Origin of the sequence: Exiguobacterium sp. S3 (assembly GCF_018617295.1) — a bacterium.
GTDB lineage: Bacteria > Bacillota > Bacilli > Exiguobacteriales > Exiguobacteriaceae > Exiguobacterium > Exiguobacterium profundum.
This window is the reverse complement of sequence record NZ_JACSJW010000003.1, coordinates 284,782-297,270: the sequence shown is the minus strand read 5'-3', so window position 1 is coordinate 297,270 and position 12,489 is coordinate 284,782. Positions and strand designations below refer to the sequence as shown.

The 12,489-nt window shown below is 48.3% G+C and carries 11 protein-coding genes; 6 read left to right on the top strand and 5 right to left on the bottom strand.

Features of this window, described 5'->3' with window-relative positions; translation table 11 throughout:
• Window positions 1-66: 66 nt before the first annotated feature.
• From KNO65_RS10260 to KNO65_RS10250, 3 genes are read right to left on the bottom strand one after another with little or no spacing between them, the layout of a single operon-like run.
• Complete coding sequence (locus KNO65_RS10260; protein ID WP_214783948.1) at window positions 67-774, bottom strand: SDR family NAD(P)-dependent oxidoreductase; 708 nt, start codon at window positions 772-774, stop codon at window positions 67-69.
• A gap of 11 nt (window positions 775-785) precedes the next feature.
• The gene (locus tag KNO65_RS10255; RefSeq protein ID WP_214783945.1) at window positions 786-1,175 is read right to left on the bottom strand and encodes a GNAT family N-acetyltransferase; all 390 of its coding nucleotides are present in this window, start codon (window positions 1,173-1,175) and stop codon (window positions 786-788) included.
• Window positions 1,172-2,188, bottom strand: a complete 1,017-nt coding sequence (locus KNO65_RS10250) for a serine hydrolase domain-containing protein (RefSeq protein WP_214783942.1) — start codon at window positions 2,186-2,188, stop codon at window positions 1,172-1,174. The genes KNO65_RS10255 and KNO65_RS10250 overlap by 4 nt, the downstream gene beginning before the upstream one ends.
• A gap of 172 nt (window positions 2,189-2,360) precedes the next feature.
• On the opposite strand from KNO65_RS10250, the gene KNO65_RS10245 reads away from it, so the two are divergent.
• The gene (locus KNO65_RS10245; RefSeq protein ID WP_214783939.1) at window positions 2,361-3,260 is read left to right on the top strand and encodes a GGDEF domain-containing protein; all 900 of its coding nucleotides are present in this window, start codon (window positions 2,361-2,363) and stop codon (window positions 3,258-3,260) included.
• A gap of 20 nt (window positions 3,261-3,280) precedes the next feature.
• Here KNO65_RS10245 and KNO65_RS10240 read toward each other — a convergent pair whose 3' ends face one another.
• Window positions 3,281-5,059, bottom strand: coding sequence for a solute:sodium symporter family transporter (locus KNO65_RS10240; RefSeq protein WP_214783936.1), 1,779 nt, complete (start codon window positions 5,057-5,059; stop codon window positions 3,281-3,283).
• A 182-nt stretch (window positions 5,060-5,241) separates the two neighbouring features.
• Here KNO65_RS10240 and KNO65_RS10235 point away from each other — a divergent pair, with 182 nt between their 5' ends.
• Window positions 5,242-5,871 (top strand): hypothetical protein, encoded by a 630-nt coding sequence (locus tag KNO65_RS10235; RefSeq protein WP_214783933.1) that lies wholly within the window; start codon window positions 5,242-5,244, stop codon window positions 5,869-5,871.
• Window positions 5,872-5,925: 54 nt separating this feature from the next.
• Here KNO65_RS10235 and mgtE read toward each other — a convergent pair whose 3' ends face one another.
• Complete coding sequence (gene mgtE / locus KNO65_RS10230) at window positions 5,926-7,284, bottom strand: magnesium transporter (RefSeq protein ID WP_214783930.1); 1,359 nt, start codon at window positions 7,282-7,284, stop codon at window positions 5,926-5,928.
• A 322-nt stretch (window positions 7,285-7,606) separates the two neighbouring features.
• Here mgtE and arcA point away from each other — a divergent pair, with 322 nt between their 5' ends.
• The 4 genes from arcA to arcC are packed head-to-tail and all read left to right on the top strand — an operon-like array spanning window position 7,607 to window position 12,392.
• Window positions 7,607-8,836 carry an arginine deiminase gene (gene arcA, locus KNO65_RS10225; RefSeq protein WP_214784156.1) on the top strand — a complete coding sequence of 410 codons (1,230 nt, stop codon included), beginning with the start codon at window positions 7,607-7,609 and terminating at the stop codon, window positions 8,834-8,836.
• A gap of 21 nt (window positions 8,837-8,857) precedes the next feature.
• Window positions 8,858-9,886 (top strand): ornithine carbamoyltransferase, encoded by a 1,029-nt coding sequence (argF, locus tag KNO65_RS10220; protein ID WP_214783927.1) that lies wholly within the window; start codon window positions 8,858-8,860, stop codon window positions 9,884-9,886.
• Between the two features lie 52 nt (window positions 9,887-9,938).
• Window positions 9,939-11,414: an arginine-ornithine antiporter gene (gene arcD / locus KNO65_RS10215; protein ID WP_214783924.1), complete on the top strand. Its 1,476-nt coding sequence runs from the start codon at window positions 9,939-9,941 to the stop codon at window positions 11,412-11,414.
• Window positions 11,415-11,429: 15 nt separating this feature from the next.
• On the top strand, window positions 11,430-12,392 hold the full coding sequence (gene arcC, locus KNO65_RS10210; protein ID WP_214783921.1) for a carbamate kinase: 963 nt from the start codon (window positions 11,430-11,432) through the stop codon (window positions 12,390-12,392).
• Window positions 12,393-12,489: the final 97 nt, after the last annotated feature.

Sequence of the window (12,489 nt, the reverse complement as noted above, 5' to 3'; positions counted from 1 at the left end):
CGTATCTATGCATGTAGTGTAGACGGTTTGACGAGAGAAGGGTGTTTCTTTTTTTGACCTGGTAAATTATTTAATCAAGTCGTAAATCGAATAGGTCTTGCCATTTTCTAGAGGACGGTCAATCAACTGTTCAGCAAATATACGAGCGACCGTTTCAGAAGAACGGAGTCGTCCTTCTGTTTCGTATGCACGGAATTGTTCAAGGTCAGCGAACGCCTCTTTCGAGGAAGAACGAATCTCCGCCTGCATCGACGTATCCATCACACCTGGATTGAATAGAGCTGCACGATGTGAGGTTCCTTCTAGCTCTAGTGCAAGCGTCTCCGTGAAATGATTGAGTCCTGCTTTCGTGCCACAATATGCGCTCCAACCTGAGATCGGACGTTTGGCCGCGCCAGAGGTCACATGAATCAAATCGGTCGGCTTGTTGAAAGCGAGGACCGCATTCGCCAATAGCATCGGCGCAAGCAGGTTGGCGTGGACATGAGCGGTCACTTTCTCACCATCTAATTGTCCGACACGATGAATCGGTTCAATCCACGCTGCATTTTGAACGAGCAAAACCGAATCAGCCCGCTCTAGAAACGGTGTGATCTCCCGAATGACTGCATCAATCCCCGAGACGTTTGATAGGTCGACTGATTGTTGCTGATACGTAACGTCTTCCGCCTGTGAGCGAGAGAGCCCGACCACCTCGTAATCTCTAGCTTGTAGTTCCTGAGCGATGGAACGGCCGAGACCACGCGATGCGCCTGTGATGAGAGCAAGTTTCATATACATTCCTCCTATTCGTGAATCGTTTTCCGAAAACCGTAGAACGGACGAAACCGTAATTTCTCGTAATATGTGTGGGAATTTTGACTTGCGAGCATCTCAAGCCGTGTGTCTGGATAAAGTGTATGGACGTGTTGGAGTAACTGTTCGCCAAGACCACGTCTACGATATGTAGAAGCGACCAACAGTTCACAAACATACAAACTGACTGTCGTATCAGTCAATCCGCGCAAATAAGCGACAATCTTTCCATTTTCAGACTCCATCACATAGGTGACGTTTGATTGACGCCATGCCTCACGGGTCAACGCGTCACGTTCTACCAATTGGCTCCAACCTTCATCGCGATTAAGTTGTTGAATCGAGTCAAAGTCTGATTCCATATAAGTAGGAATGTTCATTCAATCCGTTCTCCAATCTGCATTTCAATCTGTTTCATGACGTCGAACGCCCCATCTGATTGATTTGAACAAATGACCGAGATGGTATCGATTTCTGGATAGTAACCAGAATGGAAACTGACACCAGGGTCATAGCCCATCACGTGATATTTATAGACATCTCCCGATGCGTGATGTTGAATCCAAAGTCCGTATCCATAACTCCCGCCGCGGTCATTAACCGTCACGTGTGGTGTCAAAAGAAGCGACGTAGAAGCGGTATCAAGAAGCTGATGTGAAAACAGCGATTTCCAAAATTTAGTCATGTCTTGAGCGGTCACATACGCGCCACCATCTGCTCCTCCTTTGATTGGAATCGCATATTGGTTTGTACGCCATGTGCCGTCCGAGTGGTCAATATAACCGAGTGCTGTTCTAGAAGGCAAGGCATCGAGTGAAAAGTATCCAGAATCAATCATACCAGCAGGATGAAAAATCGATTGTTCGACATAGTCGGTGAAAGATTGCCCGGTCACATCTTCTACAATCAACCCTAACAGAATATATCCTGCATTATTGTAGGAGAATCGAGAACCCGGTTCGTCTTTCATAGATTTTTGTTGAAACAACGGTAAAAAATCACGTAACTGTTGAAGCCGATACATCGGGATATCACGCCATAGCGCTTCAAAGTCATCAGAGACGGATTCATCAAAATAGTCAGGGATTCCTGATGTGTGCGTCAACAACTGATGTACGGTGACGTTTGGTGACAGATGAGTTAAGGCAAATGTTTGAAATGAGTCAAGCGAGGTGGAAAAGGATAGTTTCCCTTGCTCGACTAACTGGCAAATCGCGATTGCTGTAAACAGCTTGCAACCGGATGCGATTCCGAACCGTGTCGTCACGTCATGTTGAATCTGTTCTGAGCGATTCGCATAGCCGTATGACTGGTGGATCGATCCGTTTCGGTTCGTGACCAAATAGCCACCCGAACATGTCTCGTCGATCGGTGGATGTGTGAAATGTGTCATGAGAAACCTCCATGTATTGAGTGATTCAATAAGTCGACTATATCATGTCCGTCACAATCTCTCTGAAATTTACTCAATTTTCAAAAAAACATTTACCAAATAACAGGAATTGAGACAGGTGTCTGACCTCGAACGTGGTACGATATGGGCGAACAGAGAGGAAGTGGATTCAATGACGTTATTCTTCTTGGGGATACTCGTTGGATTTTTGATTGCCTTGTGGCTATACAAACGTCCACAGCCACATGCACCGTCTCTTTCGTTTATGCATTTCGGGAATCAAACGAAAGATGTCATTTACATTTTTGAAACGAAACCGACTTGGCGTTTCCGATACATCAGTCCTTCTTTAGATTTATATCTTGGAGAAGGAACGGTGATGCGAAGTTATTCAGATGCACAAGAGTGCTTTCGGAGAATCCACCCGGATGATCGGCGTCTCTTGCTCGATAAAGTGGCGGGACGCGTCAACTATGAAGAAGCGATTCTTCAGCGATGGCGCACGAATGACGGCGCTTATGTATGGTTCGAGGAATACACCACGCCGATCTATGAGAATGGTGAAATCGTAGCGGTTCAAGGTGTGATTCGGAACATCGAAGCAGCCATGACCGAGCGTGAACGTCTCATGTACGAAAGTCGCCACGATAGTTTGACCGGTGTCTTCAATCGTCGGGCGTTTGAAGAGACGATTGCTCAAGCTGAAAATGTGTGTAACGTCGGCATCATCGTGCTGGATGTGAACGATTTGAAAGTCGTGAACGACGAGGAAGGACATTCTGCTGGTGACCATTTGTTGAAACGAGTCGGGACAATCCTACAAGATATCGAATCCTCCGTATATCGGTTAGGGGGAGATGAATTCGTCTTGTTTCTAGAGATGATGCCTGAGGACGCATGTGAACGAATGGTTCGTCAAATCGAAGCGGCTTGTGAACAAGAATCGATTTCCGTTGCCATCGGGTTGGCGTGGGCGTCTCGTCCGGAAACGATTGAGGCGCTTTGGCAACGTGCGGACGATGCCATGTATGAACGGAAGCGACAACAAAAAATAGACCTCCTTGACGTGTAGGTTCAAGGAGGTCTATTGGTTTAGCTACTTTGTTCTTCTACATCGGACGGCTCTTCACCCAAATTGTTTAGATAGCGTTCATAACGAGAAATGCCGTAGCGGTATGATGCCCAGATGAGTACGGACGTGACGACGACAAGTCCTGCTGTCAGTGGAACAAACCATCCGGAAACGATGCCGTTCGCATAAGCGAGTCCAATCGGCGAGAAGACAAGGTAAACGAAAATCATCGAAGCGACGAGCAAAATGGATGTCGAAAGGGCATGACGCCATGGTTTGACTCTCCCTAGTTCGATTCGGATCTGATTTGCTTGAAGCATTGGTCGCACACGCGCAAATACGAGCATGATCCCCGTCTCGATGACGAAGAGGATTCCGTAAATATGGATAAAGTTGATGCCGATTTCGACGCCGAACCATTGTTTCGTCCCCCACACGAGGAAATAGTAGGCGATGACGTGGAAAAAGACGACGGTCTTCGCGGCGATTGGTGGCACACGTTTGACAAGCATCCCGATTAAGACGATGACAAGAATCGGGATGTTGAAGAAGCCGGTGAAGCGACGAATTAAGTCCCACAAGCCATCTGGCGCATACATAAGATTCGGGGCGACAAAGAACGAGACGAGTGCGACGAACGTCCCGAACCATTTGCTAACACGAATCAAGTCTTGGTCAGAGGCATCCGGTTTGAACTTCGGTTTGTAAATGTCGAGAACGAAGAGCGTCGCGATACTATTCAAAAGCGAGTTGAACGAGCTGAATACGGCACCGAGTAAGACAGCGAGGAAGAAGCCCATGAGCCACATCGGTAACAGTTCGGCAATCAAACTCGGATAAGCGAGGTCGGCCTTCTCGACGTTTGACCCATACAAATGGAACGCGATGACGCCAGGTAACAACATAAAGATTGGAACGAGTAACTTCAAATAGCCAGTAAAGAGAACGCCTTTTTGACCTTCTGCTAAGTTTTTTGCACCGAGGGCCCGTTGAATTACGTATTGATTCAGTGCCCAGTAGAATAAGTTCGCAAAAATCATTCCGGTAAAAATGGATAGGAACGGGACCGAGTCGTTGGCTGAGCCGATGGCGTTCAACTTTTCGGGATTCGTCGTCGCAATCGTCTTCATCCCGTCCAACAGATTCCCGTCCCCTAGTGCGAGGAAACCGAGCGTCGGAACGAGGAATCCAATGATGATGAGTCCGATTCCGTTCAACGTGTCCGATACGGCGACGGCACGAAGGCCTCCGAAGATGGCATAAATCGCCCCGATGATGCCAATGAACCAAACGACGAGCCAAAGGGACTGCTCAAAGCTGATGCCGAGAAGGGTCGGCACGTCGAACAGTTGCAGGACGGCCAATCCACCTGAGTACAGCATCGATGGAATCGTGACACACATATAGCCGAGTAAAAATAACAAGACGGTCAATCGACGAACGTCCTCGTCATAGCGCTGACTTAAAAATTCAGGAATGGTCGAAATTCCGATACCAAGAAAACGTGGCAATAAAAAGAGCGCCATGATGATAGCGGCGATACCGGCCGTCACTTCCCAAGCCATGGCCGACATGTTGCCGGCGAACGATTGGCCATTTAAGCCAATCAATTGTTCCGCTGACAAGTTGGTCAACAGGAGCGATCCCGCGATGAAGACGCCTGTTAAACCGCGACCGGCCAAGAAGTAATCGTCGGCGCTTTCGACTTTTCCTTTCGTCATGCGATACGAGACGTAAGCGACGAGCGCCATGAACAGGGCGCCGGTCACGAGTATGTAGAGTACTTGTTGAAATGTCATGAAATCCCCTCATTCCTTACTTATGTTTTATATGTATTTGTAGGAAATACCCTAAATCATAAGAAGGTAGTCCTATTGTTTTGATCGAATAATGCAGAAACCATGAACGTGGGGACGATTGCGTACTTGTCGTAAGGGAGTAGAAAATCGATGAGGATGGATGGAGCGATGGGAGGGACCTCGTGAAGAAGTGGATGATTGGAATGATATCTGTTGCAGTGATAGCAGGTTATATCTTGTTTAGCGAAATGCTGAAAGAAGAAAACACGAGTGATTTGGCTGTGACCGAAAGCTTCCGACACATAGACGATTTAGCTACACGCTCGCCGATTGTCATCGTCGGCAAAGTGAGCAGTGCTCCCAAACCGTTTACACATCAATCGGTCACATTCTTTGAATCACACATTCAAGTGGAGCGTGTCTATCGAGACGTGAATGGTCAACTGAAGTCAGCCGATACGATCACCCTTGTACAAAATGATATGGAAGAAGACCCGCTCGTCAAACGAGGCGAAAACGTCCTCTTGTATTTACAAAAATACGAAGGACCCGTGATGGAGGACGCGTATCGGATTGTTGGTCTACAACAAGGACATTTCAAAGTGAATCGGACGGGGACTCTAACTTCGGTAGGAGAATCCAATCTTTATCAAAAAAGCGGGCTCAGTGGGGACTTGAGTAAACTAGAGACATTATTGAAAGACCATCCTTATGTGGCAGAAAAAAACGATGTAATGACGGATGAGGAAATCGAGGCTTTCAATGAAAATGAAGTGCGTTTGTTTGAGGAGTCTCAACAACATGACGAGTAAAAGCGGCGCTGACAACATCAGCACCGCTTTTTATAATCGGATTTCTTTCGAATGTCATAAAAACTGGAGCATGGACGTCGCGACCGTGAAGTAGATGATGAGACCGAGGTTGTCCATCAGCGTCGTGATAAACGGTCCAGAGGCAACAGCGGGGTCTAACTTCAGGCGATTGATGAGAAGCGGGACAATCGTTCCAATCATCGTAGCGACACTGAGTGCAGCAAAGATAGAAACTCCGACAATGAAGCCAATCAGCATATTGTCGTATAGCAGCGTGATGACGCCAAAAATGACAATCATACACGCAATCCCTAAGATGATGCCGGTTCCGAGTTCGCGTCGAATCATCTTCATAACGTTCTTTCGATTGATGGTCCCGAGTGCAATTGAGCGCACAGCGACGACGAGTGATTGCGTGGCTGCGTTCCCGGCAGAGCCCATGACAAGTGGCATGAAGACGGCGAGTAGCACAATCGTCTCAAGGGTGTCTTCGAAACCGCCAATCGTCGAAGCTGTAATCATGCCGAGAAACATGAGGCTGACAATCCAAGGGGCACGTTTTTTCGCCGCCTCGAACGGACTCATGTTGATATCAGACGAACCCTTCGTCGCGGAGAGTTCTTCAAAGTCTTCTGTCGTTTCGCGCTCGATGACGTCTAATACATCATCGACCGTGATGATGCCAAGTAGCTTTTGCTGATCATCGATAACGGGAAGGGCCAACAAATCGTACTTCTGGACAATCCTGGCCAAATCTTCCTGGTCGGTCATGACGTTTGCCGAGATGACGCGGAACCCCATGATGTCTTCAATTTTCGCCTCGAGCGGGGCGACAATTAAATCACGTAACGAGACGACACCAACCAGTTGGTGCGCTTGGTCGACCACATATAGGTAATAAATCGTTTCGGCATCTGGTCCGAGTTCACGCAACTCTTCAAGGGTCAGTCCGACCGTCTTATCAGCTTGAAGGACGACGAACTCGGTCGTCATGAGCGATCCGGCCGTCTCTTCCGGGTATTGCATCAAGTCTTTGACTTCTTGTTCCTCGATATCGTCCATCTGTTCAAATAGCGTGTCCATGAACGCATCGGGTAACTCCCGCATCAAGTCGGCTGCGTTGTCTGAATACATCTTATTTAAAATTCGGACAGCGTAAGGCTGAGGCGTTTCTTGGATGAACGTACATTGTTCTTCTAAGGTCAATTTTTCAAATAGATCGGTGAATACCTCAGGGGAAATCGTTCGATACACGAACATACGCTCATATTGATTAAGTTCGATAAAATGGTCTGCCTGTTCACCGGGGTGAAGAGAGAGAAACAGGTCTCGAAAATCGACTGGGTCTCCTTTTTGAATCGATGTGCGGAGCGCTGCTTCATGTTCGTTGTATTTGGTTTCTTCTATTTTCATATCTTCACATCCTGATCTCTCGCGTTTTTAGCTTATTTTCCAGGTAATAAAAAAGTTTTTTCTTATTTTTCAGGAGCATTTTATTCATTGTTCATACATCTGATTTCCCCTTTTCATGTCGCCGATTTTCCATGTGTTGTTTGTTCATTCACAAAGGTGAACGTTTATACATATCAATGCGGAATCGACAACAGATGAACTGTCGGATTAGACATTCGCAAATTTGGTAAAGTGATAAGGTAAGGGTAGTCACACACCCGAATCACAAGGAGGAAGCGAGATGATCTCAATGACGAATCAACCGATTTCACAAGATACGACGCTGAAACATCCGATTCATGTGTATTCAGAAATTGGAGAATTAAAAACGGTATTACTGAAGCGACCGGGAAGGGAATTAGAAAACCTCACCCCGGAATATTTAGAGCGCCTCTTGTTCGATGATATTCCCCATTTGCCGGTCATTCAAAAAGAGCACGATTATTTTGCGAGTGCGCTTCAAAATCGTGGTGTGGAAGTCCTTTACCTCGAAAAACTAATGGCCGAAACGTTATCACTCCCTGGTGTGCGCGAAAAGTTTGTCGCGGATATCTTATCGGAGTCTAAATCAAATATCAACGGCTCTTATGAAACGTTAAAAGAGTATTTACTGGATTTTGATAATGAAATGTTGATTGAGACGGTGATGGCCGGTATCCGGAAATCGGAGATTAAGCCAGAAAAACGCCGACATCTGCATGAAATGATTGAAGATACGTACCCCTTCTTTTTGGATCCTATGCCAAACCTCTATTTCACACGAGATCCGGCCGCTGCAATCGGTCATGGTCTCTCCATCAACCGAATGAAAGAACCGGCACGTCGCCGTGAATCACTCTTCACGCAATATATTATGCGCTATCACCCACGCTTTGCGAAACATGATGTTCCCATCTGGTCGGACCGTGATTATCGGTTTGCGATGGAAGGGGGAGACGAACTCGTCTTGTCGAAAGAAGTCGTCGCCATCGGCATCTCGGAACGGACGACCGCGCAAGGCATCGAGCGTGTCGCCCTCAACCTACTCAAGCATGGAGACAGCTTCAAAAAAGTCATCGCCATCGAAATTCCAAAATCACGCGCCTTCATGCATCTTGATACCGTCTTCACGATGGTCGATCATGATAAATTCACCATCCATCCGTTCATTCAAGGACCGGAAGGGAAGATGAACATTTTCGAGCTCACGTTAAACGCGGAAGGTGAACTTCAGATTGCCCAGCACTCGGATTTGTTGAAGGTGTTAAAAGACGTCCTCGACTTACAAGAGGCGACGTTGATTCCTTGTGGTGGTGGCGATCCAATTGCGGCAGCCCGAGAACAATGGAATGATGGATCGAACACGCTCGCCATTGCGCCGGGTGTCGTGGTCACGTATGACCGAAACTACGTCTCGAATGAGTTACTTCGTAAAGAAGGCGTCGAAGTGATCGAAATCATGTCGAGTGAACTATCACGCGGACGTGGGGGTCCACGTTGCATGAGCTGTCCGATTATCCGCCAAGACATCTAAATGTGATAAGGAGGAAGCAGTATGTCTACAACGTTCAATTTTGATTTGAAAGGTCGTCATTTTTTATCGCTAAACGAGTTTTCGGGTGAAGAAATCAACTATTTGATCGATTTGTCTGCTGCATTCAAACGTCAGAAAAAACAAGGTGTTCCACATCGGATTTGTGAAGGTAAAAACATTGCCTTACTCTTTGAAAAACCATCGACACGGACGCGTTGCGCGTTCACGGTCGCTGCCATCGATTTAGGGATGCACCCTGAATATTTAGGCAAGAATGATATTCAATTCGGGAAGAAGGAATCGGTACGTGATACCGCGATCGTCCTCGGGCGCATGTTTGACGGCATTCAGTTCCGTGGCTTCGCTCATGAGACGGTCGAAGGTCTTGCAAAAGACGCCGGCGTACCGGTGTGGAACGGTTTGACCGACTTGTATCATCCAACCCAAATCTTGGCCGACTTTTTGACGGTAAAAGAGCAAAAAGGAGAACTTGCCGGAATTAAATTTGTGTACGTAGGTGACGGACGGAACAACATGGGAAACACGTTGTTGATCGGTGGTGCAAAAGTTGGGATGGATATGCGAATCTGTGCGCCGAAATCGCTCTGGCCATCTGACGAGATCGTGAACTATGCGAAGTCGGTCGCCATTGAAACAGGTGCTGTGATCACCTTGACGGAGAGCATTGAGAAAGCGATGGATCAAGCGGACGTCGTCTACACGGATGTCTGGGTATCGATGGGCGAGGAAGCGGCGTTCGCAGAACGAATCGAACTGTTGCGACCGTATCAAGTGAACATGGACATGCTTCAAAAGAGTGGCAATCCAGACATCATGTTCTTACATTGCCTCCCTGCCTTCCACGACTTAGAAACGGAAGTCGGTCGAGCGATTCACGAACAGTACGGTTTGACGGAAATGGAAGTGACCGATGAAGTGTTCCGCAGTCGTCATTCGTTCGTATTTGATGAGGCAGAAAACCGGATGCATACCATCAAGGCGGTGATGGCGGCGACGCTCACGGAGACACGCGAATGGCTTGATCGTTGACGAGGAGGGGATCCCCCCTCCTGCTTTAAAATAAGCGAAAGGGATGAGTAGAATGTCTACGAAGTTGGAGCATGACTCAGGTGGTTCGGCTGGAGTACATCCTGACAAGCAAGATAAGCGGTTAGGTCTCGGAGCGTTGACGGCACTTGTCGTCGGATCGATGATTGGTGGTGGCGCCTTTAACTTGGCTGCCGATTTGGCGCAAGGTGCGAATGCGGGGGCCATTCTCATCGGGTGGGTGATTACAGGGATCGGGATTATTGCGCTCGGTCTTAGCTTTCAAAATCTGACGATGCGCCGTCCTGATCTCGATGGTGGTGTATATAGCTATGCACGGGCAGGCTTTGGGTCGTTCGTCGGATTTAACTCGGCCTGGGGATATTGGTTGTCTGCCTGGCTCGGGAATGTAGCGTATGCCACACTGCTATTCAGTTCGGTCGGTTATTTCTTCCCGATTTTTGAAGGGGGACAGAATATCGCGTCGATCATTGGCGCATCAATTATGCTGTGGCTCGTGCATACCCTCATCTTACGTGGGGTACATGAGGCGTCGATGATCAACATCGTCACGACGATTGCCAAACTCGTCCCAATTTTTGCATTCATTACGATTACCTTGTTCTTCTTTAATCTCGAAAACTTCACCTTCGATTTTTGGGGACAAGGCGGTTTCTCGTGGGGAAGTGTGCGTGACCAAGTCGTTTCGACGATGCTCGTGACACTTTGGGTCTTTATCGGTGTGGAAGGAGCCGTCGTTCTTTCTGGTCGTGCTCGGAAACGTTCGGACGTCGGGAAAGCAACCGTAATCGGGTTGCTCGGTACACTCGTCATTTATTTGCTCATTTCCATCATGTCGCTCGGTCTCATGACACCGGAAAACGTGGCGAACGCCTCGCAACCCGCGATGGCATATTTGCTCGAGTCGGCCGTCGGTCCGTGGGGTGCGATGCTCATCAACGGAGGGCTCGTCATCTCTGTCCTTGGCGCATGGCTCGGTTGGACGCTTTTAGCAGCTGAGATTCCATTCGTTGCCGCCAAAGATGGGGTCTTCCCGAAATGGTTCACGAAAGAGAATCAAAATCAGGCTCCCGTCAACGCCCTTTGGCTGACGAACGGATTGATTCAGCTCTTCCTCTTCACATTCTTGATTTCAGATGCCGCATATAACTTTGCCTTTTCTCTCGCCTCGAGTGCGATTTTGATTCCATACGTGTTCTCGGCCTTTTATCAAGTGAAAGTGGCGAAGAACGGAATCGGATATAGTACCGGTGAACGAAAAACACGCGATTTGACGATTGGATTGGTCGCCTCCGTTTATGGACTATGGCTCATTTACGCCGCTGGAATCGATTATTTACTTCTCACTACACTTTTATATGCACCCGGAACCCTTCTCTACATGAAGGCGCAACGTGAAAATGGCATCAAGTCACTCACTAAAACGGAATGGATGGTCGCCGGTGTGTTGACCGCACTCGCCATCTTCGCAGTCGTACGCATACTATCGGGTAATATTTCAGTCATCTGATCGGGGGGTATGGATATGGAGAAAAAACGAGTGGTCATCGCTTTAGGCGGGAATGCGATTCAACAAGGGAAAGATGCGACAGCCGAAGCACAAATACAGGCGGTTGAGGCGACGGCGGAATCTCTCGCTGCACTCATCGCGGAAGGAGTCGAGGTCATCATCACGCATGGGAACGGTCCGCAAGTGGGAAACCTGATGTTGCAACAAGCCGCATCAGACAGTTCGGCCACACCGGCGATGCCGCTTGATGTCTGTGGTGCGATGACGCAAGGGATGATTGGATACTGGTTCGAGAATGCACTGACCAAAGCGCTTCGTGCACGTGGTCTTGAACAGCATGTGGTCTCTCTCGTGACACGAAGTATTGTCGACCCGAACGATAGTGCGTTTCATCATCCGACCAAGCCGATCGGCCCGTTTTATACGGAAGAAGAGGCACTCCATCTCGAACGGACGACAGGTTACGTCTTCAAAGAAGATGCAGGACGTGGGTATCGTCGTGTGGTGCCGAGTCCAATCCCTATGAAAATCGCCGAACACGCCGTCATTCGAACACTCGTTGAAGCGGGGCACATCGTCGTCGCTTCTGGTGGCGGTGGCATTCCCGTCATGGAGACAATGGACGGATACGTCGGCATCGAGGCGGTCATCGATAAAGATTTCGCGGCTGCGAAACTGGCTGACCTCGTCAACGCAGACGTGTTGCTCATTTTGACGGCTGTCGAACATGTGTATGTCAATTTTGGGAAGCCGAACGAGATGGCACTTCAAGAAACGTCGAAAGAACAGATGGAGACGTATATCGCTGAAGGCCAGTTCGCGCCAGGCAGTATGTTGCCGAAAGTAAGAGCGGCGCTTCAGTTTGCCGAATCCGGTACGAACCGTGTCGCCATCATCACGTCGCTCGATCAGGCTGTAGCCGCCATTGACGGAGAAGTGGGCACACGTGTCCGTCTGGCCCCATCACTCCAACAATAAGAATGTGTCGCAGACGTGAAGCGTTTGCGACTTTTTTTGTTTTCTGCCCGTGTTCAAGGGGAAGGAAGGTTGTATGCCAAAAATGAGATTGCTATCA

Coding starts and splice junctions, on each gene's coding strand:
- mgtE (WP_214783930.1), bottom strand. CDS start 7,284: ATGAAAATAGAAGAAACCAAATACAACGAACATGAAGCAGCGCTCCGC.
- KNO65_RS10245 (WP_214783939.1), top strand. CDS start 2,361: ATGACGTTATTCTTCTTGGGGATACTCGTTGGATTTTTGATTGCCTTG.
- arcC (WP_214783921.1), top strand. CDS start 11,430: ATGGAGAAAAAACGAGTGGTCATCGCTTTAGGCGGGAATGCGATTCAA.
- KNO65_RS10250 (WP_214783942.1), bottom strand. CDS start 2,188: ATGACACATTTCACACATCCACCGATCGACGAGACATGTTCGGGTGGC.
- arcD (WP_214783924.1), top strand. CDS start 9,939: ATGTCTACGAAGTTGGAGCATGACTCAGGTGGTTCGGCTGGAGTACAT.
- KNO65_RS10255 (WP_214783945.1), bottom strand. CDS start 1,175: ATGAACATTCCTACTTATATGGAATCAGACTTTGACTCGATTCAACAA.
- KNO65_RS10260 (WP_214783948.1), bottom strand. CDS start 774: ATGAAACTTGCTCTCATCACAGGCGCATCGCGTGGTCTCGGCCGTTCC.
- argF (WP_214783927.1), top strand. CDS start 8,858: ATGTCTACAACGTTCAATTTTGATTTGAAAGGTCGTCATTTTTTATCG.
- KNO65_RS10240 (WP_214783936.1), bottom strand. CDS start 5,059: ATGACATTTCAACAAGTACTCTACATACTCGTGACCGGCGCCCTGTTC.